General features: G+C 73.3%; 25 protein-coding genes. 19 read left to right on the plus strand and 6 right to left on the minus strand.

The window, feature by feature from the left end; translation table 11 throughout:
- Window positions 1–11 precede the first annotated feature (11 nt).
- From FVS66_RS33305 to sucD, 7 genes are all read left to right on the plus strand, one after another.
- The gene (locus FVS66_RS33305; RefSeq protein ID WP_149184968.1) at window positions 12–1,136 is read left to right on the plus strand and encodes an AAA family ATPase; all 1,125 of its coding nucleotides are present in this window, start codon (window positions 12–14) and stop codon (window positions 1,134–1,136) included.
- A complete protein-coding gene (locus FVS66_RS33310) occupies window positions 1,115–3,487 on the plus strand; it encodes a DUF5682 family protein (protein ID WP_149184969.1) in 2,373 nt (790 codons plus the stop codon). Before FVS66_RS33305 ends, FVS66_RS33310 begins: the two co-directional genes overlap by 22 nt.
- On the plus strand, window positions 3,484–4,638 hold the full coding sequence (locus FVS66_RS33315) for a VWA domain-containing protein (protein WP_149184970.1): 1,155 nt from the start codon (window positions 3,484–3,486) through the stop codon (window positions 4,636–4,638). Before FVS66_RS33310 ends, FVS66_RS33315 begins: the two co-directional genes overlap by 4 nt.
- Window positions 4,639–4,811: 173 nt before the next feature.
- Window positions 4,812–5,636 carry a hypothetical protein gene (locus FVS66_RS33320; protein WP_149184971.1) on the plus strand — a complete coding sequence of 275 codons (825 nt, stop codon included), beginning with the start codon at window positions 4,812–4,814 and terminating at the stop codon, window positions 5,634–5,636.
- Window positions 5,637–5,732: 96 nt separating this feature from the next.
- Complete coding sequence (locus FVS66_RS33325; protein ID WP_149184972.1) at window positions 5,733–6,758, plus strand: hypothetical protein; 1,026 nt, start codon at window positions 5,733–5,735, stop codon at window positions 6,756–6,758.
- Window positions 6,759–7,036: 278 nt separating this feature from the next.
- A complete protein-coding gene (sucC, locus tag FVS66_RS33330) occupies window positions 7,037–8,215 on the plus strand; it encodes an ADP-forming succinate--CoA ligase subunit beta (RefSeq protein ID WP_149184973.1) in 1,179 nt (392 codons plus the stop codon).
- 24 nt (window positions 8,216–8,239) lie between these two features.
- Entirely contained in the window at window positions 8,240–9,133 is an 894-nt protein-coding gene (sucD, locus tag FVS66_RS33335) for a succinate--CoA ligase subunit alpha (RefSeq protein WP_149184974.1), read from the plus strand.
- Window positions 9,134–9,277: 144 nt separating this feature from the next.
- Here sucD and FVS66_RS33340 read toward each other — a convergent pair whose 3' ends face one another.
- Window positions 9,278–10,183, minus strand: a complete 906-nt coding sequence (locus FVS66_RS33340) for a sigma factor-like helix-turn-helix DNA-binding protein (RefSeq protein WP_149184975.1) — start codon at window positions 10,181–10,183, stop codon at window positions 9,278–9,280.
- 116 nt (window positions 10,184–10,299) lie between these two features.
- On the opposite strand from FVS66_RS33340, the gene FVS66_RS33345 reads away from it, so the two are divergent.
- Window positions 10,300–12,291: a DUF6350 family protein gene (locus FVS66_RS33345; RefSeq protein WP_187645813.1), complete on the plus strand. Its 1,992-nt coding sequence runs from the start codon at window positions 10,300–10,302 to the stop codon at window positions 12,289–12,291.
- Here the strand turns inward: FVS66_RS33345 and FVS66_RS33350 are convergent.
- Entirely contained in the window at window positions 12,281–13,042 is a 762-nt protein-coding gene (locus FVS66_RS33350; protein ID WP_149184976.1) for a hypothetical protein, read from the minus strand. The two genes, FVS66_RS33345 and FVS66_RS33350, sit on opposite strands and share 11 nt — an antisense overlap.
- 255 nt (window positions 13,043–13,297) lie before the next feature.
- Between FVS66_RS33350 and purN the strand changes: the two genes are divergently transcribed.
- Window positions 13,298–13,930: a phosphoribosylglycinamide formyltransferase gene (purN, locus tag FVS66_RS33355; protein WP_149184977.1), complete on the plus strand. Its 633-nt coding sequence runs from the start codon at window positions 13,298–13,300 to the stop codon at window positions 13,928–13,930.
- A complete protein-coding gene (purH, locus tag FVS66_RS33360) occupies window positions 13,917–15,470 on the plus strand; it encodes a bifunctional phosphoribosylaminoimidazolecarboxamide formyltransferase/IMP cyclohydrolase (protein WP_149184978.1) in 1,554 nt (517 codons plus the stop codon). Before purN ends, purH begins: the two co-directional genes overlap by 14 nt.
- A 165-nt stretch (window positions 15,471–15,635) precedes the next feature.
- On the opposite strand, the gene FVS66_RS33365 is transcribed toward purH, so the two are convergent.
- On the minus strand, window positions 15,636–15,941 hold the full coding sequence (locus FVS66_RS33365) for a hypothetical protein (RefSeq protein WP_149184979.1): 306 nt from the start codon (window positions 15,939–15,941) through the stop codon (window positions 15,636–15,638).
- A gap of 229 nt (window positions 15,942–16,170) precedes the next feature.
- Here FVS66_RS33365 and FVS66_RS33370 point away from each other — a divergent pair, with 229 nt between their 5' ends.
- Together FVS66_RS33370 and FVS66_RS33375 are read left to right on the plus strand one after the other, a co-directional pair.
- Window positions 16,171–16,977: a peptidoglycan-binding protein gene (locus tag FVS66_RS33370; protein ID WP_149184980.1), complete on the plus strand. Its 807-nt coding sequence runs from the start codon at window positions 16,171–16,173 to the stop codon at window positions 16,975–16,977.
- The gene (locus tag FVS66_RS33375; protein ID WP_149184981.1) at window positions 16,974–17,798 is read left to right on the plus strand and encodes an XRE family transcriptional regulator; all 825 of its coding nucleotides are present in this window, start codon (window positions 16,974–16,976) and stop codon (window positions 17,796–17,798) included. The genes FVS66_RS33370 and FVS66_RS33375 overlap by 4 nt, the downstream gene beginning before the upstream one ends.
- Here FVS66_RS33375 and FVS66_RS33380 read toward each other — a convergent pair.
- Together FVS66_RS33380 and FVS66_RS33385 are read right to left on the minus strand one after the other, a co-directional pair.
- Entirely contained in the window at window positions 17,779–17,979 is a 201-nt protein-coding gene (locus FVS66_RS33380) for a DUF397 domain-containing protein (RefSeq protein WP_149184982.1), read from the minus strand. The two genes, FVS66_RS33375 and FVS66_RS33380, sit on opposite strands and share 20 nt — an antisense overlap.
- The gene (locus tag FVS66_RS33385; RefSeq protein WP_149184983.1) at window positions 17,885–18,802 is read right to left on the minus strand and encodes a helix-turn-helix transcriptional regulator; all 918 of its coding nucleotides are present in this window, start codon (window positions 18,800–18,802) and stop codon (window positions 17,885–17,887) included. Before FVS66_RS33385 ends, FVS66_RS33380 begins: the two co-directional genes overlap by 95 nt.
- Before the next feature lie 117 nt (window positions 18,803–18,919).
- Here FVS66_RS33385 and FVS66_RS33390 point away from each other — a divergent pair, with 117 nt between their 5' ends.
- Window positions 18,920–19,159, plus strand: a complete 240-nt coding sequence (locus tag FVS66_RS33390) for a hypothetical protein (protein WP_149184984.1) — start codon at window positions 18,920–18,922, stop codon at window positions 19,157–19,159.
- 84 nt (window positions 19,160–19,243) lie between these two features.
- Here FVS66_RS33390 and FVS66_RS33395 read toward each other — a convergent pair whose 3' ends face one another.
- Window positions 19,244–19,795, minus strand: coding sequence for a hypothetical protein (locus FVS66_RS33395; protein WP_149184985.1), 552 nt, complete (start codon window positions 19,793–19,795; stop codon window positions 19,244–19,246).
- A 243-nt stretch (window positions 19,796–20,038) separates the two neighbouring features.
- On the opposite strand from FVS66_RS33395, the gene FVS66_RS33400 reads away from it, so the two are divergent.
- The 6 genes from FVS66_RS33400 to FVS66_RS33425 all read left to right on the plus strand — a co-directional run bounded on the left by FVS66_RS33400 (window position 20,039) and on the right by FVS66_RS33425 (window position 25,493).
- Window positions 20,039–20,905 (plus strand): bifunctional methylenetetrahydrofolate dehydrogenase/methenyltetrahydrofolate cyclohydrolase, encoded by an 867-nt coding sequence (locus tag FVS66_RS33400; RefSeq protein WP_149184986.1) that lies wholly within the window; start codon window positions 20,039–20,041, stop codon window positions 20,903–20,905.
- Between the two features lie 18 nt (window positions 20,906–20,923).
- On the plus strand, window positions 20,924–21,811 hold the full coding sequence (locus FVS66_RS36420) for a DUF3017 domain-containing protein (protein ID WP_262387347.1): 888 nt from the start codon (window positions 20,924–20,926) through the stop codon (window positions 21,809–21,811).
- 367 nt (window positions 21,812–22,178) lie between these two features.
- Window positions 22,179–23,180: an XRE family transcriptional regulator gene (locus FVS66_RS33410; RefSeq protein WP_149184987.1), complete on the plus strand. Its 1,002-nt coding sequence runs from the start codon at window positions 22,179–22,181 to the stop codon at window positions 23,178–23,180.
- A 196-nt stretch (window positions 23,181–23,376) separates the two neighbouring features.
- On the plus strand, window positions 23,377–24,366 hold the full coding sequence (locus FVS66_RS33415) for a malate dehydrogenase (RefSeq protein ID WP_149184988.1): 990 nt from the start codon (window positions 23,377–23,379) through the stop codon (window positions 24,364–24,366).
- Window positions 24,367–24,708: 342 nt separating this feature from the next.
- Entirely contained in the window at window positions 24,709–24,966 is a 258-nt protein-coding gene (locus FVS66_RS33420) for a helix-turn-helix transcriptional regulator (protein ID WP_149184989.1), read from the plus strand.
- Window positions 24,963–25,493 carry a hypothetical protein gene (locus FVS66_RS33425; RefSeq protein ID WP_149184990.1) on the plus strand — a complete coding sequence of 177 codons (531 nt, stop codon included), beginning with the start codon at window positions 24,963–24,965 and terminating at the stop codon, window positions 25,491–25,493. The genes FVS66_RS33420 and FVS66_RS33425 overlap by 4 nt, the downstream gene beginning before the upstream one ends.
- The last annotated feature ends 75 nt before the right edge of the window (window positions 25,494–25,568 follow it).

Raw genomic sequence — 25,568 nt, forward strand, 5'->3', positions numbered from 1 at the left:
AGGGGGATTCCATGACCGTGCCCGAAACCACCGAGGACCGCCGTACCGAGAGCGGCGCGGAAGCTCTGCGGCCGCATGCCGAGGACGCGTTCGCCCATGAACTGAAGGCGCTCGCCGCGGCCGACGACCGGCCCCGGCCCGCCCGCTGGCGGCTGTCGCCGTGGGCCGTCGCCACCTACCTGCTCGGCGGCACGCTCCCCGACGGCACGGTGATCACACCGAAGTACGTAGGCCCGCGCAGGATCGTCGAGGTCGCCGTCACCACGCTCGCCACCGACCGCGCCCTGCTCCTCCTCGGTGTCCCCGGCACCGCCAAGACATGGGTGTCCGAACACCTCGCGGCCGCCGTCAGCGGGGACTCGACGCTCCTCGTCCAGGGCACCGCGGGCACACCCGAGGAGGCCATCCGGTACGGGTGGAACTACGCGCGGCTGCTCGCCCACGGCCCCAGCCGCGACGCCCTGGTGCCCAGCCCGGTCATGCGCGCCATGGCCGACGGCATGACCGCCCGCGTCGAGGAGCTCACCCGCATCCCCGCGGACGTGCAGGACACGCTCATCACCATCCTGTCCGAGAAGACCCTGCCCATCCCGGAGCTCGGCCAGGAGGTCCAGGCCGTGCGCGGCTTCAACCTCATCGCCACGGCCAACGACCGCGACCGCGGCGTCAACGATCTGTCGAGCGCGCTGCGCCGCCGCTTCAACACGGTCGTGCTGCCGCTGCCCGAGACGCCCGAGGCCGAGGTCGACATCGTCTCGCGCCGCGTCGACCAGATCGGCCGCTCCCTCGATCTGCCCGCCGCGCCCGAGGGCGTCGACGAGATCCGCCGTGTCGTCACCGTCTTCCGTGAACTCCGCGACGGCGTCACCGCCGACGGCCGCACCAAGCTCAAGTCCCCGTCGGGCACGCTCTCCACGGCCGAGGCCATCTCCGTCGTCACCAACGGTCTCGCCCTCGCCGCCCACTTCGGGGACGGCGTGCTGCGCCCCGGCGACGTCGCCGCCGGCATCCTGGGCGCCGTCGTCCGCGACCCGGCCGCCGACCGCGTCATCTGGCAGGAGTACCTGGAGACCGTCGTCCGCGAGCGGGACGGCTGGAAGGACTTCTACCGCGCATGCCGGGAGGTGTCGGCGTGACGGGTCCGCTGCTCCTCGGGGTACGCCACCACGGGCCGGGCTCGGCGCGCGCGGTACGTGCGGCCCTCGACGCGGCCCGGCCCGAGGCCGTGCTGATCGAGGGCCCGCCCGAGGCGGACGCACTGCTGCCGCTCGCCGCCGACGAGCGCATGAGCCCGCCGGTCGCCCTGCTGGCGCACGCGGTCGACGACCCGGGACGGGCCGCGTTCTGGCCGCTCGCCGCCTTCTCACCCGAGTGGGTCGCCATCCGCTGGGCGCTCGACCACGGGGCGGCCGTCGGCTTCGTCGACCTGCCCGCCGCCCACTCCCTGGCCATGATGGGCGACCCCACGTGGGCGGACGACGAGGACGACGACACCGCCGAGGACAGTGGTGAACCGGCCTCCGACCAGCGGCGGCACGGGAGGCTGCGCGTCGACCCCCTCGCCCTGCTCGCCGAGACCGCCGGTTATGACGACCCGGAGCGCTGGTGGGAGGACGTGATCGAGCACCGCGCCCACACCGGCGACCCGCTCGCCCCGTTCACGGCGGTCGGGGAGGCCATGACCGCGCTGCGTGAGACGTACGGGCACTGCGGGAGCGCCCGCGACCCCGCCCGCGAGGCCCATATGCGGCTCCGGCTGCGCGCCGCCCGCAAGGAGCACGGCGACGACGGCGTGGCCGTCGTGTGCGGCGCCTGGCACGTCCCCGCACTCCGCGAGAAGACCACCGTCACCGCCGACCGGGCCCTCCTCAAGGGCCTCCCCAAGGTCAGGACGGAGATGACATGGGTCCCGTGGACGCACCGCAGGCTCGCCCGCCGCTCCGGCTACGGCGCCGGCGTCGACTCGCCCGGCTGGTACGGGCACCTGTTCGCCGCGCCCGACCGGCCCGTCGAACGCTGGATGACGAAGGTCGCCGGACTGCTGCGGGACGAGGACCACCCGGTGTCCTCCGCCCATGTCATCGAGGCCGTACGGCTCGCCGGGACGCTCGCCACGATGCGCGGGCGGCCGCTCGCCGGGCTCACCGAGACGACCGACGCCGTACGGGCCGTGATGTGCGAGGGCTCCGACGTGCCGCTCACCCTCGTCCGCGACCGGCTGATCGTCGGCGACGTCCTGGGCGAGGTCCCCGACGGCGCGCCCGCCGTGCCGCTCCAGCGCGACCTGACCCGCCTCCAGCGCACCCTGCGCCTAAAAGCCGAGGCGGACGAGCGGGAGCTCGACCTCGACCTGCGCAAGGACACCGACGCCGCCCGCAGCCGCCTGCTGCACCGGCTGCGCCTCCTCGGCGTCGACTGGGGCGCGCCCGCTCGGGGCCGTACCGGCAGCACCGGCACGTTCCGGGAGAGCTGGCGGCTGAGCTGGCAGCCCGAGCTGTACGTGCGGGTCGCCGAGGCCGGCGTCTGGGGCACCACGGTCCTGTCCGCCGCCACCGCCAGGGCGGAGGCCGAGGCCGCCGGCGCCACCGCTCTGAACGAGGTCACCGCGCTCGCCGAGCGGTGCCTGCTGGCCGAACTGCCCGACGCGCTGCCCCTGGTGATGAAGGCCCTCGCCGACCGCGCCGCGCTCGACGCGGACGTCGGGCGCCTGGCCGAGGCCCTGCCCGCCCTCGCCCGCTCCCTCCGCTACGGAGACGTCCGGGCCACGGACACCGCGGCGCTCGCCGAGGTCGCCACCGGCCTCGCCCTGCGGATCTGTGTCGGCCTGCCACCCGCCTGCGCGGGGCTCGACACGGACGGCGCCGCCGAGATGCGCGGCCACATGGACGCCGTGCACACCGCGATACGGCTTCTCCCGGAGGCGCGGGACGTCACCGCCCAGTGGGCCGCGGTGCTGGAGAAGCTCGCCGCCCGCGACACCTTGCCCGGCGTCATACGCGGCCGGGCCGCCCGGCTCCTCCTCGACGACGGGCGCCTCCCGGAGGACGAGGCAGCCCGGCTGATGGGCCTGGCACTCTCACCCGGCACGGCGCCCGCCGAAGCCGCAGCCTGGATCGAGGGGTTCGTCGGCGGCTCCGGCGGCCGGGGCCGGGACCGCTCCGGCGGCATGCTCCTCGTCCACGACGAGCGGCTGCTCGGGCTGGTCGACGCCTGGCTGACGGAGGTGCCCGCCGAGGCGTTCACGGACGTACTGCCGCTGCTGCGCCGCACCTTCTCCGCGTACGAGCCGGGGGTGCGCCGGACGCTGGGCGAGCTCGTGCGGCGCGGCCCGGCGGCCGGCGGCGGCACGGCGCCCACCGAGGCCGGCCTGCCCGGCTTCGGTGCCGGCCTCGACGAGGCCCGCGCGGACGGCGTTCTGCCGCTGCTCCGCCTGCTGCTGGGAGAACAGCAGCCCGACGACAACGACCTTGTGGGGGTGGGCCGATGACCGGCGACGAGGAGCGGCTGCGGCGCTGGCGCATGGTGCTCGGCGGGGGCGCCGCCGACGGGACCGGCTGCACGCTCGCCGGCACGGACGCCGCCATGGACGGCACCCTCACCGCCCTGTACGGCCAGGAAGACGGCGGCGCCCGGCGCGGCGGCCGGGACCGTTCGGCCGGGCTCGGCGGGTCGGCGCCGTCCGTAGCACGCTGGCTCGGCGACATCCGCACGTACTTCCCGAGCTCCGTCGTCCAGGTCATGCAGCGCGACGCCATCGACCGGCTCGGCCTGTCGGCGCTGCTGATGGAGCCGGAGATGCTGGAGGCCGTCGAGGCGGACGTCCACCTCGTCGGCACGCTGCTCTCCCTCCACAAGGCCATGCCGGAGACGACCAAGGAGACCGCCCGGGCCGTCGTGCGCAAGGTCGTCGAGGACCTGGAGAAGCGGCTCGCCACGCGCACCCGCGCCACGCTCACCGGCGCCCTCGACCGCAGCACCCGCATCAGCAGGCCGCGCCATCGGGACATCGACTGGGACCGCACGATCCGCGCGAACCTCAAGAACTACCTGCCCGAATACCACACGGTCGTACCGGAGCGGCTCATCGGCTACGGTCGCGCCTCCCAGGCCGTCAAGAAGGAGGTGGTGCTCTGCATCGACCAGTCCGGCTCCATGGCGGCGTCCGTGGTGTACGCGTCCGTGTTCGGCGCGGTGCTGGCGTCGATGCGGTCCATCGCGACCCGCCTCGTCGTCTTCGACACGGCCATCGTCGATCTGACGGACCAGCTGGACGACCCCGTGGACGTGCTGTTCGGCACACAGTTGGGGGGCGGCACGGACATCAACCGGGCGCTGGCGTACTGCCAGTCGCAGATCACCCGGCCTGCCGACACCGTGGTGGTGCTGATCAGCGACCTCTACGAGGGCGGCATACGGAACGAGATGCTGAAGCGGGTGGCGGCGATGAAGGCGGCGGGGGTGCAGTTCGTGGCGCTGCTGGCGCTGTCCGACGAGGGGGCGCCGGCGTACGACCGGGAGCACGCGGCCGCGCTGGCGGCACTGGGGGCGCCGGCCTTCGCGTGTACGCCCGACCTGTTCCCGGAGGTCATGGCAGCGGCCCTCGAGAAGCGGCCCATACCGGTGCCTGAGGCGGTGTGAGGAGGGCTCACGCCGCCGAGGGGACCTTGTCCATACCGGACATGGCGGGCTATCAGGAACAGGGGACTTGCGTGAACGGGGGAGGATCGTGCAAGCATCAGCGCGACGTTACGCGGACGTAGCAGTTCCGCGTTCCCCGCACACGGGTGCCGTCCAGGAGGGTTCCGAACGCCGTGACCGCCGCAGCAGCTGTTGCGCCAGTCGCCGCTCCGCGCGGGTTGCGCCGAGCGGCCGCCAGGCGTGGCCCGGCGGTCGTGCTGTTCCTCGGCGGGCTGCTGGCGCTGGGCGTTCTCTTCGCGGGTGACGCCCAGGCGGCCGAGTCGGCGCCGGTGCGTGACGCCGTGGCCGTCCAGGACGCCGACGTGTCCCGGGACGGCACCGACGCGCTCCGGGACGACGCCGACGCGGTCCGCGAGGCCGTGGACACGCCGGCCGGGCCGGGAGCCGTGACGAGGGACGCGGGCGAAGCCGTACGGGACGTCACCACCGCGGTCTCCGAAGCGGTCACCGGCCTCGCCGAGCCGGCCGCCCCGGCGCTCGCCCTGCCTCTGCCGTCCGAGGCCGGGGCACCGTCCCCCACGGCCCCATCCGACGCGGCCGCGCGGTCGCAGGACACCGCGCCCCGGCCCGCCGAGGCCGACCCGCAGGGCGCCGCCCGGGCAGTCACCTCCGGCGACATCGCCACCGGCGCACCCGCCACAGCCGGCGCGCCCCACACCACCACCCCCGCAGCCGCGGCAGCCGACTCCCGCGCGGCCCACACCGCGCGTTTCTCCGGCGCCACGCCCGACGGCCCGGCGGCGCCCGGCCGTCTGCCCTGCGGCGGTGCGGCCCTCCAGGCGGCGGGCGACAGCGGCTCGCCGCGCGGCGTCGGCGACCAGCACGCGGTGGCCGACCGCACCACCGCGCCCGGCGGCCCCGTACACGGCGCCGCCCTTCCGGCGACGGCCGCGCCGCTCCACGACCGGCCTCACGACGTCCTCGAATTCCCCGGCTAGGGCAGTCCTTCCCCCCGCTCCAGGACCTGCCGCGCGGGGGCGGGACAGGTCTGCCCGCCGACACCACACGCCTGAGTTCGAAGGACCGACATACCCATGAACAAGAACATCCGCCGCTCCATAGCCGTAGCCGCCACGGCCACCGGTATGTGGGCGCTGGGCACCGCCGCCGCCAGTGCGGACGAGCTGCCCGTCTCCGTCCCCCTGTCCACCCCCGACCAGGTGGTCGGGACCGGTGACGAGGTCGTCCTCGACGTCTCCGTCGACCTGACCCCCGGCTCACCGGCCGCCGACGCCGACATCCAGGGCGTCACCGTGTACACCCCGGGCATCCCGGCCGTCCAGGCGCCCGACGTCCCGGCCGTGCAGGCCCCCGGCGTCCAGGCGCCCGCCCTCCAGACTCCGGACGCCCAGCTGCCGGATGCCCAGCTGCCGGACGCTCAGCTGCCGGGCGCCCCGACCCTCGGCGCCCCGACCGTCGACGCCCCGGGCGTCCCGACCGTCGGTGTGCCGAGTGTCCCGACCGTCGAGACACCGACCGTCCCGGATGCCGAGACGCAGATCGACTACCTGTTCGGCCCGCTCGCGGCCTTCGCCGCCGAGCTGGAGCAGCGGACGCCCACCGCCGACGACGTGTACGCGTACTCGGAGCCCGTCGTCGACGGCCTGGCCGCCGACGTCCTGCCGCCCGTGGCGGCCCGTGCCGTCGACGCGCTGACGCCGTTCGCCGGCCAGACCGTCCAGGACACGGCCCACCTCGCGGGCGACACGGTGACCGGCGTCGCGACCGGCGTGCAGCCGCTGGCGACCGGTGTCGTGTCGGAGGTCCAGCCGTTCGCCGGGGGTGTCGCGGGCTCCGTCCAGCCGCTCGCCGACACCGTCGTCGGCGCCGTCCACCCGCTCGCCGAGTCCGTCGCCGACCAGGTCGAGCCGGTCGCCACGGGCGTCACCACCAGCACCACCGGCTTCGCGGACGGCGTCGCCACCTACGCCGCGCCCTTCGCCCACGACATGACCGCCGACACGATGAGCGACGCCCAGCCGCTCACCGGCAACGCCGTCGCGGGCGCCCAGCAGGCCGTGACGGCCATCACCCCGGACTACCTCACCTACGGCGTCTGATCTGCCACGAAATCCGTAGCGACGGGCGGCCTCACAGTCAGGGGGGCCGCCCGTTCGAGGTTCTTGTCTGTGACAGGTATCACCGCTCGGGTGTGATCTGCGATTTAGGGACCCCGGTCCCACGGCGATAACCTGCCGGACGGACATGCCGCGTCCACGGACACCGTGTACGCCTCCCTTGTGACAGCGCAGTCACGTTGCCCTCGGCCCGCATGACGGGCGCGCGGCACGCCCACGCAGACAACGAACCGCGATCACCAGAAAAGGGACGGACGCGCGTGGACCTGTTCGAGTACCAGGCGAGGGACCTCTTCGCCAAGCACGGTGTACCGGTGCTGGCCGGTGAAGTCATCGACACGCCTGAGGCGGCGCGCGAGGCGACCGAGCGTCTGGGCGGCCGTTCGGTCGTCAAGGCGCAGGTCAAGGTCGGCGGCCGCGGCAAGGCCGGCGGCGTCAAGCTGGCCTCCGACCCGCAGGACGCGGTCGAGAAGGCCCAGCAGATCCTCGGCATGGACATCAAGGGCCACACGGTCCACAAGGTGATGATCGCCGAGACCGCTCCGGAGATCCTCGAGGAGTACTACGTCTCGTACCTCCTCGACCGTACGAACCGCACCTTCCTGGCCATGGCGTCGGTCGAGGGCGGCATGGACATCGAGGAGGTCGCGGCCACCAAGCCCGAGGCCCTCGCGAAGGTCCCGGTCAACGCCAACGAGGGCGTCACGATCGAGAAGGCCCGTGAGATCGTCGCCCAGGCGAAGTTCCCGGCCGAGGTCGCGGAGCAGGTCGCCGAGGTCATGGTGACCCTGTGGAAGACCTTCGTCGCGGAGGACGCCCTCCTGGTCGAGGTCAACCCGCTCGCCAAGGTCGCCTCCGGTGACGTCCTGGCCCTCGACGGCAAGGTGTCCCTGGACGCCAACGCGGACTTCCGCCAGCCGGGCCACGAGGAGCTCGAGGACAAGGCCGCAGCCAACCCGCTCGAGGCTGCCGCCAAGGCCAAGGGCCTCAACTACGTCAAGCTCGACGGCGAGGTCGGCATCATCGGCAACGGCGCGGGTCTGGTCATGTCGACCCTCGACGTCGTCGCGTACGCCGGTGAGGCGCACGGCGGTGTGAAGCCCGCCAACTTCCTCGACATCGGCGGTGGCGCCTCCGCCGAGGTCATGGCGAACGGCCTTGAGATCATCCTCGGCGACTCGGACGTCAAGTCCGTCTTCGTCAACGTGTTCGGTGGAATCACCGCGTGCGACGAGGTCGCCAACGGCATCGTCCAGGCCCTGGAGCTGCTCGCCTCGCGGGGCGAGAATGTCACCAAGCCGCTGGTCGTGCGCCTCGACGGCAACAACGCGGAGCTGGGTCGCAAGATCCTGTCCGACGCCAACCACCCGCTCGTACAGCGTGTGGACACCATGGACGGCGCGGCCGACAAGGCCGCCGAGCTCGCGGCTGCGAAGTAAAAGGGACGAGGTCACAGACACACCATGGCTATCTTCCTCACCAAGGACAGCAAGGTCATCGTCCAGGGCATGACCGGCGCCACGGGCATGAAGCACACCAAGCTCATGCTCGGTGACGGCACCAACATCGTCGGTGGCGTGAACCCGCGCAAGGCGGGCACGTCCGTCGACTTCGACGGCACCGAGGTACCGGTCTTCGGCTCGGTCGCCGAGGCGATGGAGAAGACGGGCGCCGACGTGTCCGTCCTCTTCGTGCCGCCGGCCTTCGCGAAGGCGGCGGTCGTCGAGGCCATCGACGCCGAGATCCCGCTGGCCGTCGTCATCACCGAGGGCATCGCGGTGCACGACTCCGCCGCGTTCTGGGCGTACGCGAAGGCCAAGGGCAACAAGACCCGCATCATCGGCCCGAACTGCCCCGGCCTGATCACGCCGGGTCAGTCCAACGCCGGCATCATCCCGGGCGACATCACGAAGCCGGGCCGCATCGGCCTGGTCTCGAAGTCCGGCACGCTGACGTACCAGATGATGTACGAGCTGCGCGACATCGGCTTCTCGTCGGCCGTCGGCATCGGTGGCGACCCGGTCATCGGCACCACGCACATCGACGCGCTCGCGGCCTTCGAGGCCGACCCCGAGACCGAGCTGATCGTCATGATCGGTGAGATCGGTGGTGACGCGGAGGAGCGTGCGGCCGACTTCGTCAAGGCCAACGTCACCAAGCCGGTCGTCGGCTACGTCGCGGGCTTCACCGCGCCGGAGGGCAAGACCATGGGCCACGCCGGCGCCATCGTCTCCGGCTCGTCCGGTACGGCGCAGGCGAAGAAGGAGGCCCTTGAGGCCGCCGGTGTCAAGGTCGGCAAGACGCCGACCGAGACGGCCAAGCTGGCCCGCGAGATCCTCGAGGCCCGCACCGCCTGACCTCAGGCTCCCACCGCACGGATGGGCCCGCCCCCGGAACCCCGGGCGCGGGCCCGTCCGCGTTCCCGGCACCAGCGCCTGCGTGGCCGGGCAGGCCGTCCCGTCGCGCCCCCGAGGGCGAGCGGACCCGCGGCGGCGGATGGGTCAGTGGGCGTCCGGGGTCAGGCGGGGTGGGCCGGTCACGGGTTCGGCCGTGAGGCGGGCCCGGAGTCTCTTCGCCTCGGGGGTGAGTTTCTGGGGGCCGCTCAGGACCGGGACGTCGGCGACGGCCTCGCCGGGGGCCAGCGGGGGCTCGTAGCTGGTCGGCGCCGTGGCCAGGCTGAAGGCGATCGCGGCGACGATGAGGGCGCTCAGGGCGATGCTCCCGCGCGTCCACAGCCGGACGCGCCGCTCACCACCGGCCCGGACGGTGCGGGGCGTCGCCGGCTCGGTCGCGGCGCCCTCAGTCAGCAGTTCCCGGAGCCGCTCCCGCAGGGGCTCGGGCTCAGCCAGCTCGGGCACCCGCTCGGCCAGCGCCGCGCGCGCGTGGAGCAGCCGGTGTCCGGCCGCGGGCGTACTCGCCTCCGTCTCGGCCGCCACCTCCGGCAGGCCCATGCCGAGTCCGTCGAAGAGCAGCAGCGTCCGCCGGTACGGGGCCGGCAGCTCCAGCAGCGCCTCCCGCAGCGCCCGCGTCGGACCCTCGGGACCGGACGGCGGGTCCGGGTGCCGGTGGGCGGGCCGCAGCCGGTGCCACGGGGACAGCGCGTACTCGTACGTCGCCGCCCGCACCCATCCCGCCGGGTCCCGGTCGACCGCGACCTCCGGCCACCGGTCCCAGGCCAGGTGGAAGGCGTGCTCGACGGCCTCCCGCGCCAGTCGGCGCCGCCCGCTGAGGGCGTACGCCTGCTGTACGAGTGCGGGCGCCGCGTACACGTACAGCGCGTCGAACGCCTCGGTGGGTGTGGCCAAGGCGGTGTGGAGGGCGCCCTCCGGTACGGCGCCTTCCCGTACGGCCCCCTCCGGCGGTCCGGTGGCCGTGGCCCGCGCCTCGCTCATCGTGCCCTGCGTCATGGCAAGCCTCCGCGAACACACCGCGTAGCGGACAAGTACATAACCGTATATTGAGCGACACAGCGGGTATCCGCCTGTTACGCGACTGCAGTGCGTGTCATTGGCAGCATGCTTCCGTGACCGCTTCCGCACCCGGGACCTCCCCCGCGACAGCCTCCGGGACCTCCCCCGAGACGTCCCCCGAGACGTCCCCCGAGACCGACCACCGGGCCGCCGCCGCCGTCGTGTACGGCGGCAGCCCCTCGGCCGCCGTGGCCGTGGCGTTCGTACGCGGTCTGACCGCGGCCGGGCTGGGCCTCGGCACTCTCGCGGTCCTCGTGATCCTGGCGTGGATCAGCTCCCCCTACCCGGACAGCGGCCCGGGCGGCGCCCTGCGCGTCGCTGCGGGCCTGTGGCTGCTGGCGCACGGCGCGGAGCTGGTGCGCCCCGACACGCTGTCGGGCACTCCCGCGCCCGTGGGCCTCGTGCCCCTGCTCCTGGCCGCGCTGCCCGTCTGGCTGACCTACCGCACCTCCCGCGACGTCCTGGAGCCCGGCGGCACCCGTCCGAGGGTCTCTGTGCGCGGGGCGATGTGCGCGGTGACGGCAGGGTGCCTGGTGGTCGCCGCGGGCGCCGTCGTGTACGCGACGGACGGGCCGCTCGCGGCCGATCCGGTGAGCGCGGCGCTGCATGTGCCGCCCGTCGTGCTGCTGGCGGCGGCGGCCGGGGCGTGGAGCGCGCACGGGTGGCCCCTGGGCCCGTTGCCGGCGTGGCTGCCGGGACGGCTGCGGCGCGCCCCGGCACGTTCGCGGACGCTCGTGGCCGCGCGGGCGGCGGGCGGCGCGCTGGTGGTGCTGCTGGCGGGCGGCGCGCTGCTGGTGGCGGGTGCGCTGGTGTGGCATTCGGGCGCCGCCCGCGACTCGCTGCTCGGCCTGTCGGGCGACTGGGCGGGCCGGGGCGCCGTACTGGTGCTGGCGCTGGCGCTGCTGCCGAACGCGGCGGTGTGGGGCGCGGCATACGGCCTCGGCGCCGGCTTCGCCCTCGGCACGGGTGCTGCGGTGACCCCGCTCGGGGTGACAGGGACCCCCGCGGTACCGGACTTCCCGCTCCTCGCGGCCCTCCCGGCCGACCCCCGGGGCGGCTGGCCGACCTGGTCGACGGTCGCGCTCCCGGTGGTGGCCGCCCTGGTGGTGGCGTGGCGCACGGCGGGGGAGGCGGCACCCCCGCCGGCCCGCCGTGAGGAGGCGTGGACGGCCCGCGAGACGGCGCTCACCGCCCTGCTGGCGGCCCTGCTGTACGCGTCGTCGGCGGCGGCCCTGGCGGCGGCCGCGGGCGGCCCGCTCGGCGCGGGGCGGCTGGCCCGGTTCGGCCCGCTGTGGTGGCAGGTGGGCGCGGCGGCCCTGATGTGGACGGCGCTGCTGGCCGTACCGACGGCCCTCGGGGTGCGCGCCTGGCGGCTGCGCGGCCGGTCCGCCCCGGAGACCCCGGACGACGCACCGGCCGGGCGCCCCCGTGGCCTACGCGCCTGGCTGCTCCGGCACCGGGACGACGGACCGGGCCCGGCGCCGGCGGCCCCTGACGCCCTGGAGGGCGCCGGGCGGGCGGAGCCGTGCGCGCCGCCCGGTGACGGGGAGCCGGGTGACGGGGAGCCGGGCGACGCACCCGTGCGCGCTCGCGGTCTGCGTGCCCGGCTCCGGTGGCGCCGGGGCGTGGTGCCCGCACCGGCGCCCGGGGTGCCGTACGACGCGGAGGCGCCGGGCCACGACGACGACGCCGACCCGGAGTCCGAGCCCTACGGTTTCCTGCCGGCCGACTGGGAGGAGCCGTCCGCCCGGGAGGCGAGGTGGGCGGCGCTCAGGGAGGTGTCGGGCGGCCTGATGGCGGACGTCCCGCCGCCGGAAGAGGAGCACGGGCGAGAAGAACCCCCGGCTCTCTCTCCCGCGGAACCACCGTCCTCCGGCAGCCAGCAGGACACCGGCAGCCAGCAGGACACCGGCGGCCACCAGGACACCGGCGGCCCGTCGGCCCCGAGCGGCCCTCCGCCCCCCGCGAGCCCTCCGACCCCCGCGAGCCCTCCGCCCCCCGCGAGCCCTCCGGCCCCGCCGAACGGCCCGTCCCCTACTCCTTGACCCCGATCCAGTCCTCCAGCGGGTCCGGCAGCAGTTCGTTGCAGGACAGCTGACCGTCCTTCGTCAGGGCGTCGTCCACGCAGGTGTAGAAGTCGCGGTAAACCAGCTGGACCGTGAACGTCGCCGCGACGATCAACAGCGCCAGCGACGCCGTGATCAGGCCGCTCACGGCCGCCGTCCGCTGGGACTTGGCCGCCGCGCCGGCGGCGTTCGACGGGGCCGGGTCCTCCGCGGCGGCGGCCCGCCCAGCGGCGCCGCCGCCGGCGCGCAGCGAGCTGATGCCCCAGTACAGGGCGAGCGCGCCCAGCAGCAGTGCCAGCTCCGGGAAGTCGAAGACCGCGAAGAAGAAGCCCCACATGCCCGCGAGCAGCGCGTACCGGGCGCGGCGCTGCGTCGGGTCCGTCGGGTCCCAGCGCAGCTGCGGGCCCTCCTGCTTGCCGGGCCGGGGCGGCTCGCCCTGCTGCGTGCCGTTGCCGCCGGAGCCACCGCCGCCGAAGCCGTCGGAGGACCGCCCCGGCTGGCGCGGGCTCCAGCGGCTGCCCCACGAGGGCCGGTCCTCGCGGCCGCCCTCGCCGTTCCCGTCGTCGCCTCCCGAACCGCCACCGCCGTCGTTGTCGTCGTCCGGGCGTCGCGGCTGCCAGGGCTGGTCCGGCCGGCCCTCCGGCGGGGGCGCGAACGGATTGCTGTCGTCGGTGGACCGGCGGTCCCGCGGCAGGAGGTGGATGGCCGTGCGGCGGCCTCGGTCCGGCATGTGGTGAACGTCTTCCCCTGTTGTCGTGTCCGTCCGTCGTCCGTCTCGTCGAGGACGGCTCTGCCCCAGACGCTACCGCCCGGCCACGCCCCCGTCCCGTGGGGGAGGGGCGGTGTGCCGGTATCGTTGCTGACGGTCGGCTCGTTCGTAGAGTTCCCCGTATCCGGGACCACGACGCGTTTGTACGACCATACAAAGCCGTACCGGCCCCCGCGCCACCCGCACCGCCGTCACCACCACGCGAAAAGAGTCCCCGTGGCTGCCGCCGCCCCCGCCCGCCTCGTCGTCCTGGTCTCCGGGTCCGGGACGAACCTGCAAGCGCTGCTCGACGCCATCGCGGCCGACCCGCACGGGTACGGCGCCGACGTCCGGATCGTCGCCGTGGGCGCCGACCGGACCGGCATCGCCGGCCTGGAACGCGCCGAGCGCGCCGGGGTGCCCACGTTCGTGCGGCGGGTGAAGGACTACGCGACGCGTGACGAGTGGGACCGCGCGCTGGCCGAGGCCACGGCCGCGTACGAGCCCGACCTCGTCGTCTCGGCGGGCTTCATGAAGATCGTCGGGAAGGAGTTCCTGGCGCGCTTCGGCGGGCGGACCGTGAACACGCACCCGGCCCTGCTGCCCAGTTTTCCCGGTGCCCACGGAGTGCGGGACGCGCTCGCGTACGGCGCGAAGGTCACCGGATGCACCGTCCACTTCGTCGACGACGGCGTCGACACCGGCCCGATCATCGCCCAGGGCGTGGTCGAGGTGCGGGACACGGACGACGAAGCCGCTCTCCATGAGCGCATCAAGGAAGTCGAGCGCACGCTGCTCGTCGATGTCGTGGGGCGTCTGGCCCGGCACGGCTACCGCATTGAGGGACGAAAGGTTCATGTCGGTGAATAAGCCCATCCGTCGCGCGTTGATCAGTGTCTACGACAAGACGGGGCTGGAGGAGCTGGCCCGCGGGCTGCACGAGGCGGGCGTCGAGCTGGTCTCCACGGGCTCCACGGCCGCGAAGATCGCCGCCACCGGTGTCCCGGTCACCAAGGTCGAGGAGCTGACCGGCTTCCCCGAGTGCCTGGACGGCCGGGTCAAGACACTGCACCCGCGCGTGCACGCCGGAATCCTCGCCGACCTGCGCCTGGAGGCGCACCGCGAGCAGCTCGCCGAGCTGGGCGTGGAGCCCTTCGATCTGGTCGTCGTGAACCTGTACCCCTTCGAGGCGACCGTCGCGTCCGGCGCGGGCCCGGACGAGTGCGTCGAGCAGATCGACATCGGTGGCCCGTCGATGGTCCGCGCCGCCGCGAAGAACCACCCGTCCGTCGCCGTGGTGACGTCCCCGGCCCGGTACGGCGACGTCCTCGCCGCCGTACGGGCGGGCGGCTTCGATCTGGCCGCCCGCAAGCGCCTGGCCGCCGAGGCGTTCCAGCACACCGCCGCGTACGACGTGGCCGTGGCCTCCTGGTTCGCGTCCTCCTACGCCCCCGCCGACGAGTCGCGCTTCCCGGACTTCATGGGCGCCACGTACGCCCGTAAGAACGTCCTGCGGTACGGCGAGAACCCGCACCAGGACGCCGCGCTGTACGTCGACGGGCGGGGCGGCCTGGCCGAGGCGGAGCAGCTGCACGGCAAGGAGATGTCCTTCAACAACTTCACGGACACCGAGGCCGCGCGCCGCGCCGCGTACGACCACACCGAGCCGTGCGTCGCGATCATCAAGCACGCCAACCCGTGCGGCATCGCGGTCGGCGCGGACGTCGCCGAGGCGCACCGCAAGGCGCATGCCTGCGACCCGCTGTCGGCGTTCGGCGGTGTGATCGCCGTGAACCGCCCGGTGTCCGTCGCGATGGCCGAGCAGGTCGCGGAGATCTTCACCGAGGTCATCGTCGCCCCCGGCTACGAGGACGGCGCGGTCGAGGTCCTGGCCCGCAAGAAGAACATCCGCGTGCTGCGCTGCCTCGACGCCCCGTCCTCGGCCGTCGAGCTGAAGCCCATCGACGGCGGCGCGCTGCTCCAGGTCACCGACCGCCTCCAGGCCGACGGCGACGACCCGGCCACCTGGACGCTCGCGACGGGCGAGGCCCTGTCGGAGACCGAGCTGGCCGAGCTGGCCTTCGCCTGGAAGGCGTGCCGCGCGGTCAAATCGAACGCGATCCTGCTCGCCAAGGACGGCGCCAGCGTCGGCGTCGGCATGGGCCAGGTCAACCGCGTCGACTCCGCGAAGCTCGCGGTCGAGCGGGCCGGGGAGGAGCGGGCGCGCGGCGCGTACGCCGCCTCCGACGCGTTCTTCCCGTTCCCGGACGGCCTGGAGATCCTCACCGCGGCCGGTGTGAAGGCAGTGGTCCAGCCGGGTGGCTCGGTCCGTGACGAGCTGGTCGTGGAGGCGGCGAAGAAGGCGGGCGTGACGATGTACTTCACCGGTACGCGCCACTTCTTCCACTGATCGCGGGCGCATGCCCCGGTGACGCACTGATGCCCTGAGGGGGCCGCCGGCCGACGCCGGCGGCCCCCTCACGCGGTCGAAGGCCACGCGCACACCCCCCGGGTGGGCCGGCCGGGGCGGCGAACGCCCCGGCCCGGCCGCGCACGGTCCCTGTCCGGCGGAGTGTCAGCACTTCACCGTCTTGTTGTACGCGGCGAGCCCGCCTGCCCTGTGCCAGTACTTCTTGCCGGGCTTGATCGCGACGCACGGGCTGTCCTTGCCCAGCTTCATCCTGACCTTGACCTTGACTGTGCCCTTGCAGGTGTTGCGCACGAGGACCTGCACGTCGGAGGGCTGGTAGAACGCCCTCGACTTGACGCAGCTCGCGACCCCCTTCCCGGGGGCCGCCTGGGCCGCCGGCGCCGCGAGCCCGAGGAATCCGACACCGAGGGCCGCCGTCGTCGAGACAACGCCCATCAGGGACTTGCGCATGGTGCTCCTTCTGCCTGGTGGTTGATCGGTTCGCGGCCGGGGTTCCGCCGCGACATCATTCGGTCACAGGGCGGCCCGGCCGCGCACCGGGCCGCGACCGATCTGGACCGATCACGCTTCTGACCTGCGGAATGGGACGACGGGACGAGATCGGGCGGGTCGCCTGGGTAGGCTGGGACGGGGCTCCGGGCCGACCATCCGGAGCGGTGCGACGTGCGCGGGGGGACACATGACGCCGTGGAAGCCACTGCCCGCCCGACTGGACCCGCACGAGCGGAGACTCATCGGCCGGCTCCGGGCGCTCAAGGACCACAGCGGCCTGGGGCTGGCGGCGCTCGCGTCGCGTACGAGCTTCAGCAAGTCGTCCTGGGAGCGCTATCTGAACGGTAAACAGCTCCCGCCGCCCGAGGCGGTACGGGAACTGGCCGGACTGTGCCGCGCCGACCCGGACCCGCTCCTGGCGCTCCAACTCCTGGCGGCCGAAGCCCGGAACGGCGGCGGTATCGACGCCGAAGCGGGCCAGGACGCGGGCCCGGACGCGGCGGATACAGGTGCGGATACGGAGGCTGAGGCTGAGGGGGATCAGGCGGGCGCCGCCGCGCCCCCGCCGTCCCGTCGACGGATGCCGTCGGGCCGGAGCCTCTACGCCATGTGCGCAGGGGCGCTGTCGCTCCTGGCCGTCCTCGCCGTCGGGGTTCGGCTGTCCGCCGACACGGCGCGGCCGAAGGGCGGGGTAGCCCCGTCCCCGTATGTCTTCGTGCCCGGGCGCACCTACGACTGCGACGTCCGCCGCGAGGAAGGCCGCCTCCACGCCGGGCACAGCGACACCAGGGACGCCGTGCTCCAGCAGATCACCACCAGCTGGGACGTGGTGGAGGCCCAGTGCCTGCTGGAGCGCCACGGCTACCCGGTCGGCGGTGTGGACGGCGCGTTCGGCCAGGCGACGGAGAAGGCCGTGAAGCGGCTCCAGGACGATGCCGGGCTCGTCGTGGACGGCATCGTCGGCGAGCACACCTGGGAGGTCCTGCGCCGGTGAGCGGGACCCTGCCGCCCGAGCGCCGGCTCCTGGCCCGCGAACTGCGCGCGCTGAAGGAGCGTTCGGGGCTGAGTATCGCCGCGCTGGCCGCCCGTACGACGGCCAGCAAGTCGTCGTGGCAGCGCTATCTGAGCGGCGCGCTGCCCCCGCCGCGGGAACTCGTCCGCGAGCTGTGCGTACTGGCGGGGGAGCCGCCCGGCCGCCTCGTCGCCCTGTGGGACATGGCCGACGCCGCCCGTCGGCACGCGCCCGCCGAACCGCCGCCGCCCCGGCCCCAGGAGCCCGCACCGCCCGCGCCCCGCGACCACCGCCGCACGACCGCCGTCGTGGCCGTCGGCGCCCTGGCGGCGGTGGCGGCCGTCGTCCTGGGTATACGCCTCGCCGACCCGTCCGGCCCCTCTTCGGCCCCCGTGGCGACCGGCTGCACCGGAGCCGCCTGCGAGGGCCTGCACTCCCAGCCGCAGGCCTGCGGCACCTCCGCCGCCGGACCGCGCACCATCGTGGAACACCACGCTCCGGGCGGCCGCATGGTCTCCATCCGCCACAGCGACGCGTGCGACGCCACATGGGCGCGGATGTGGTTCGGCCACGTGGGCGACCGCCTGGAGATCAGCGCACCCGACGGCCGCACACAGCGGATCGAAATCAAGGACAAGTACGACGCCGAGGGCTACCTCTCCACCCCCATGCTGGGCGGTGGACCGGCCGGAACACGTGCGTGCCTCGTCCTGGCGGAGACCCGCGCACGCCACTGCGTCGACACCGGCTCGGGCGCGGAGTTGCGCCCGAGCGGGGACGGGGTTACCTCAGGGAGCCGATGAAGGCGCTCCATGCCTCGCCGGTGACGACGAGGGCGGGGCGGTGGGGGTTCTTGCTGTCGCGCACCGGCACGAGACCGGTGAAGCCGTCAGCGACCTCGACGCAGTCCCCGCCTTGTGTGTTGCTGTAGCTGGACTTGCGCCAAGCGGCGGCGTTGAGCTCGGCTCGGGAGACGTGGGTCACGGTAGCTCTCCTCCATCACGGTTCGGATCAGACGGGCCGACGCCTCGGGCGACAGCGCCTGAGCCAGCAAATGGTCGAATGCTAGGTCGTATTCGGAGACGCGCCCAGCGTGTTCGACCAGCTCTCCCGAGTGTGAGTTCTCCAGGTACGCCACGCCCGGTCGGTCCAGGAACGACAGCACGGTGAGCGAGCCGCCCAGGACCGGGTGCGCGCCCCGGTCGTAGGGGAGCACCTGAAGCGTAACTTTGGCCAACGCTTCTGACACAGACAGCAGATGGCCAAGCTGCTCCCGCATCACGGCCGGTCCGCCGATCGACCGCCGCAGTACCGCCTCGTCGAGGACGACCCACAGCACTGGGGCGTCTTCTCGGTACAGCAACTTCTGGCGAGCGAGTCGTGCCGTCAGCATGTCTTCAAGTTGGTCCCCCACGGTGGGGACGGCGACGGTCAGCAACTCCCTTACGTACGCCGGGGTCTGGAGCATGCCCGGGACCGTATGGGACACATACTTCTGGATCTTGTGCGAGTCCGCTTCCAAGCGCACGTACTTCCTGGCCCAGTCGGGAATCGGCGTCCGTACGACATGCATCCACAGGTCCACCAGCTCCCCGTCCGCGCCAAGCAGGCGGTCCAGCTTCTCCACGACCTGCTGCGTCGGGGTTTCCGTGCCCAGTTCGAACCTGGCGATCATGCTGTGTGCGATCGGGATCTTCTGGCCCAGCTTCTTCTGCGTCAGGCCCGCGTTCACACGGAGCTTTCGCAGCTTCGCGCCGAAGAGCGCCGAAAGGGACCGCGTGGGATCGAGTTCTTTGGGTGCGGGCATAAGTGTTCCCCGGTTTTCGCTCGCCGCGTCGAAAGTCGCTACCCCTGGTGAACGTATCGCTACGCGCCGATGCTGGGAGGTGGAACCACGAACCGGGCCCGGAAAGGGGCAATGCGCATGGGAATCGCTGAACGCATGGCGTCGGCCGAGCGGATCAGGGAGGCGGAACAGGCGTGCGACGAGCTGCGTGCCGCGCTGACCGAGGTGGGGGTCACCCTCCCGTCGCTGGGGTTGGACTGCGTATCGCTCGCGGCGGACCCGCCGTACCCGCTGGTCGAGTTGGGGCGCTGCGCGCCGGGGACCGCCCGGCAGCTGGCGGAGGCGCTGTCGGCCGGGGTCCGTGCCGAGGGCCGCTGAGCGGAAACGGCGAAGGCCGTGACCACCCCGCGGGTACCGCATGGGGGTCACGGCCTTCTTCCGGCCGCGTGCAGCGCACAGGGCTCAGTGGCGCGGGCGCGAGAACCAGGCCGCGCCGTCGGACTTGCCGACGAAGACGGCGACCAGGATGGCCAGCACCGTGTGGGCCAGGCCGACGAGGACGAACGGGTAGACACCCAGGACGGCGGTGATGATGCCGAACACCAGCGCGGTGATACGGATGCCGTTGCCGCCGCTGCCGAACTTGGCGCCGAGGACGACGGCGAACACGCCCCACGCGAGGATGAGCAGGGTGACGAACCAGATCACGCCGACTGACATGTCGGCGAACTGCTGGAACTGGATGTCGTCCTTCAGCGTCGGGTCGTCCTTGGCGGCGGCGACGCCGAGGGCGATCATCGCGCCGATGATGACGCCGATGACCTGGAGGCCGCCGATGACGAAGAGCATCACGCGCGCCGCCTTGACGCCGCCCGGCATCTCGAGCGGGGCGCCCGGGTAGCCGCCGCCGGGGCCGTAGGGCTGGACCGGCGGGGCCTGCGGGTAGCCGTAGCCGGGCTGGGCGGGCTGCTGCGGCTGCTGGCCGTAGGGGTTGTTCGGGTCGCCGAAACTCATGGCGTATTCCTCCGTGGGTTGTGCTTGTGCGGGGACGCGCGGCCCGCGCGGAGGAACTGTTTGCACATGTACGCGCCGCATTGTCCCCCCGGCACTGCCCGCGGCATTGCAGCGGTCATCGTGGTATTAAGATCACCTTTTTGTCCAGTCGGAATGTGAGACTGTTGTGCACATGCAACCTCGCCACCCGTGCTGGCGGACCGGAATTGGAAGAGGACGGGGGTCATCCGCGAGGATGGGCACATGAGCGCCCAGATTCTCGACGGCAAGGCCACCGCCGCAGCGATCAAGTCCGATCTGACCGCCCGGGTGGCGGACCTCAAGGCCAGGGGCATCACGCCGGGGCTCGGAACGGTGCTGGTCGGCGATGACGTCGGCAGCCAGAAATACGTGGCGGGGAAGCACCGTGACTGCGCCCAGGTTGGTATCGCGTCGATCCAGCGGGAGTTGCCGGGAACGGCGACGCAGGAGGAGATCGAGGCGGTCGTCCGCGAGCTGAACGAGGACCCGGCCTGTACCGGGTACATCGTGCAGCTGCCGCTCCCCAAGGGCGTCGACACGAACCGGGTCCTGGAGCTGATGGACCCGGCCAAGGACGCGGACGGGCTGCACCCGATGAACCTGGGTCGGCTGGTGCTGAACGAGCCCGCGCCGCTGCCCTGCACGCCGGCGGGCATCGTGACGCTGCTGCGGCGGCACGGTGTGGAGATCGCCGGGGCACATGTGGTGGTCGTCGGGCGCGGCGTCACCATCGGGCGGCCGATGCCGCTGCTGCTGACGCGGCGCTCCGAGAACGCCACCGTCACGCAGTGCCACACGGGTACGCGGGACCTGGCCGCGCAGCTGCGGCAGGCCGACATCGTGGTGGCCGCCGCGGGCGTACCGCACCTGATCAAGCCGGAGGACATCAAGCCGGGCGCCGCCGTTCTGGACGTCGGCGTGAGCCGCGACGAGAGCGGCAAGATCCTGGGCGATGTGCACCCGGGTGTACGGGAGGTGGCCGGCTGGGTCGCCCCGAACCCGGGCGGCGTGGGCCCGATGACCCGCGCCCAGCTGCTCGTCAACGTCGTCGAGGCGGCCGAGCGCGCCGCGGCCGACACCGCGAACTGAGCCGGAGAGGGCCACCCCATGGGCGTACGGGCGAACGACGGAACCCCCCGCACAGCGGACTCCGACAGCCCCGAGACGGCGAGTGACGCGGCGGAGACCGACGACGCGGAGAGCGGCGCGGGCGGGGGTGGCGCGGCAGGCACCGGCACCGGCGATTCCGCTGCGGACCACGCCGGCGCCGGCGGGTCCGGCGCCGCGAGCGGGGCCGGCCGGGACGGCGCCGGGAACGACGCCGGGAACGACGCCGGGAACGACGCCGGGAACGACGCCGGGAACGACGCCGGGAACGACGCCGGGAACGGTGACGGCGCGCGGTCCGGTGCCGTGGACGCGGCGGCCGAGGCCGTGGTCCGGGCCGTCGCCGTGGACGGCCGCCAGGACAGGGAGCAGGAGCCGGGGCCGGACGAGTCGGAGGCGCCCGGGGAGGAGTCGGCGGTGGCGCCGGAACAGGCCGCGGACCAGGCCCCCGAGCCCGACCCGGATGCCGATCCCGGCCCTGCCTCCGTGGCGACGCGACAGCGGGCGACCGCGGTCACACAGGGCACCGCCCGACCCGAAGGCGGCGGCAGGGCCGCGCCCGGCGACGCGCCCGCGCCCGCCCGGCAGTGGCCGCTGCTCAGCGTGCTCGGACTCACCGCGCTCGGGCTTCTCGTCATCGGGACCGACCTGTTCCGGCACGCGCCCCGCGTCGGCGCACTCCTGATCGGCGCCGCGCTGCTGACGGGCGCCGGGCTGCGGCGCACCCTGCCGTCGGTCGGGATGCTGGCCGTACGTTCCCGGTTCACCGACATGATCACGTATGGCGTGCTCGGCGGGGGCATAGTGCTGTTCGCCCTCATGACCCAGCCGAATCCATGGCTGGAGATCCCGTTCCTGAAGGAAGCCGTCCGCTTCACCGTGCGGTAGCGGCTGCGGCTGCGGCTGCGGTGGCGGTGGCGGCTGCGGCGCACGGAGCGGGGGCGCCCTCCTCCCCTGCGGGAGGGCGGCCCGCCCTCCCGTGCCGTCGGTCGGTTGCAGCTCTCGCATCCGTACGCGGCGAGCGATGGCGCCCATCCCCTCCCCCGGGACAGGACGGGCGCCGTCCCGCACGAACAGCGTCATGGACGCGCCAATTTCGATCAAGAGATGTCCTGTCCCTGTGGCACGGAGGTGACTATTCCGGAACTCTGTGGGCACTGGGCCACGACTGCGAAACGGGCCGCCGGAACTGCCATCCTGGCTTCGCGCATCTCAAGTTGCGGGAGCAGGCACCACGGGGGGACGAGGGGGAACGATGCCGCGTTGGAAGGCGTTACCGGAGGAGCTCGATCCGCAGGTCCGGGAGTTCGCGGGCCAGTTGCGCAGGCTGGTGGACCGCAGCGGGCTGAGCATCGCCGCGGTCGCGGACCGTACGGGCTACAGCAAGACGTCGTGGGAGCGTTGTCTGAACGGGCGGCTGCCGGCGCCCAAGGGGGCGATCCTGGCGCTGGCCGAGGTGACCGGGACGAACCCGGTCCATCTGACCACCATGTGGGAGCTGGCCGAGCGGGCCTGGAGCCGCGCCGAGACGCGCCAGGGCCGGACCGCGGAGGCCATCCGCATCTCCCAGGCTCGCGCGGACCTGAGCGACCCGGGCGCCGCCGCCGGTACGGACCCTGCCCCGGCCGGTCACCCGATCCCCCACCATCCGCCACCCGCCGCCGCCCCGGCCCGTACCCCCGCCCGCGTCCCGGGCCCTACCCCGGGTCAGACCCGGCGCACGGTCGTCACATTCCTCGCCGGCGCCGTGGGCGCCCTCCTCCTCGTCGCCGCGGCCGTCCTCCTCACCGACCTTGGCGGCGACCGAGGCGACCGCGCCGCCACCTCCGGTAGCGGCACCACCCCCGCCATCACCCCCACCACCACCCCCGCCACCACACCCCCGACGTCCCCCAGCCCGAGCGCCCCGCCGCAACTCCCCGCGGGCGTCGAGTGCTTCGGCGCCGACTGCGCCGGCCGGGACCCGGAGACCATGGGCTGCGGCGGCCGGTACGCCACGACGGTCACCTCCGCGACGGTCGCCCCCGCCAGGGTCGAGGTCCGCTACAGCAAGACCTGCGGCGCCGCCTGGGCCCGTATCACCCGAGCCCACCTCGGAGACACGGTCACGGTCACGGTCGACGGCACCACCCGTGACGCCACGGTCCGCACCGACGACGACGCGTACACCCCGATGGTCCCCGTCACCTCCGGCGCCGAAGCCACCGCCTGCGCCACCCTGAAGAGCGGCAAGAAGGGCTGCACGGCCGCCCCGTGACCGCGCGGTGTCCTCCGTTCGGGTGAGCTGTGACACAAGGGGCAGGGGGTTGAAGGAGGGTCGGGTCGGATAGCCTGACCGCTGGATATCTCCATGTCGAGAGAGTCGCGCGGCGACCCCGGGCATCCTCGGCGCCGGAGACGTCCCGCACCAGGGGCAGGGACCCCCACCGCCAGCTGTCTTACGGAGATCGCACATGACCCGCACTCCCGTGAATGTCACCGTGACCGGCGCGGCCGGCCAGATCGGTTACGCGCTGCTCTTCCGCATCGCCTCCGGTCACCTGCTCGGCGCGGACGTGCCGGTCAAGCTCCGTCTCCTGGAGATCCCGCAGGGGCTGAAGGCCGCAGAGGGTACGGCCATGGAGCTCGACGACTGCGCCTTCCCGCTGCTGCGCGGCATCGAGATCACCGACGACCCGAACGTCGCCTTCGACGGCGCCAACGTCGCCCTCCTCGTCGGCGCCCGCCCGCGCACCAAGGGCATGGAGCGCGGCGACCTGCTGGAGGCCAACGGCGGCATCTTCAAGCCGCAGGGCAAGGCCATCAACGACCACGCCGCGGACGACATCAAGGTCCTGGTCGTCGGCAACCCGGCCAACACCAACGCCCTCATCGCCCAGGCCGCCGCCCCGGACGTACCGGCCGAGCGCTTCACCGCGATGACCCGCCTCGACCACAACCGCGCGATCTCGCAGCTGGCCGCCAAGACCGGTGCCGCCGTCTCCGACATCAAGCGGCTGACGATCTGGGGCAACCACTCCGCGACGCAGTACCCGGACATCTTCCACGCCACCATCGCCGGCAAGAGCGCCGCCGAGGTCGTCAACGACGAGAAGTGGCTGGCCGACGAGTTCATCCCGACCGTCGCCAAGCGCGGCGCCGCGATCATCGAGGCCCGTGGCGCCTCGTCCGCCGCCTCCGCCGCGAACGCCGCGATCGACCACGTCCACACGTGGGTGAACGGCACCGCCGAAGGCGACTGGACCTCCATGGGCATCCCGTCCGACGGCTCGTACGGCGTGGCGGAGGGCCTCATCTCCTCCTTCCCCGTCACCTGCAAGGACGGCAAGTACGAGATCGTCCAGGGCCTGGACATCAACGAGTTCTCCCGCGCCCGCATCGACGCCTCGGTGCAGGAGCTGACGGAGGAGCGCGACGCCGTCCGCGGCCTCGGCCTCATCTGAGACCCGTCGTTCACCGCCCCCGGTCGGCCTCGTGCCGCCGGGGGCGCGGTGTTTCCGGCGGCCCGGCCACGCCGCCCCCGCCCCCGCCCCCGCCCCCGCCCCCGCCAACCACGGCGTACCAGCACAGCACCGCCACCGCCAGGACGAGCGCCGCCCGCGGCAGCGCGATCGCACCCGGCAGTCGCAGCAGGCGCCCGGGCCCCGCTCGCCGAAGAGCCGGTTCAGCAGCCGCAGCAGGTCCTCCCGTCCGGGCCGCCGCCCCTCGACCGGCGTGTGTGCGGCCAAGCACATCATCCATATGGATTGTTGCGCGAGCGCTATCGAATGTAGTACTTCTTATACATGAGCGAGCAGGTGCACAACAGGCTGGCCGTGGTGCGAGCCGAACGGAAGGTGTCGAGACAGGCACTCGCCGAAGCGGTCGGCGTCCACTACCAGACCATCGGCTACATCGAGCGCGGGCAGTACAACCCCAGCCTCGACCTGGCGCTGAAGCTGGCCGCCTTCTTCCGGCTCCCCGTGGAGGCGCTGTTCTCCCTGGAGCCTTTCCAGCCGCTCACGAACGAGATCTACGGGGACCACGGGAGGACCAACTCATGAACACCGCTACACGCTACGACCGGCACATGTACGCGCTCATGAACCGGCGCGACACCGCGCCGTTCTACGCGACGGCCGCGCGCAGGCGCGCCCTCGTCGGCGTGCACGTCGTACTCACCGCCTCCACGGTGGCCTCCTGGCTCGGTGTGGTCGTCGGCGGCGCCTTCTGGGCGATTTTCGCGATGCTCGGCCTGCTGCTGCCCTGGATGATCGCCAACGGTGGCATCAACGCGGCCACCCGCGGCCTGCTCGAACTGCGCGGCCGGATGCTCGACGAGCGGCAGCTCGCCGAGCGCGACCGGGTCCGCGCTCTCGCGCACCGCATCACCACCTGGCTGCTCGGCCTCGGTACGGCCGCGTTCGGCGCCGTGCTGTGGGCGACCGACATTCAGCTGGGCGGTCACCTCGTCTTCACCGTGCTCGTGACGGCCCTCGTCGTGCACTGGCTGATGCCGCTGTGGGTGTCGGGACTGCGCGTACAGGACGACATCCAGGGGGGTGTCGAGGACACGGTGGATGTCATGTAAGTGACCCGTGCCACTTTTGCGCATGCTTTCCACCACCCAGGGCAGGTGCCCGGGTCGCCGGTTACGGCCGGACTT

Source organism: Streptomyces sp. TRM49041, assembly GCF_008271805.1.
In the GTDB taxonomy this organism is placed as follows: domain Bacteria; phylum Actinomycetota; class Actinomycetes; order Streptomycetales; family Streptomycetaceae; genus Streptomyces.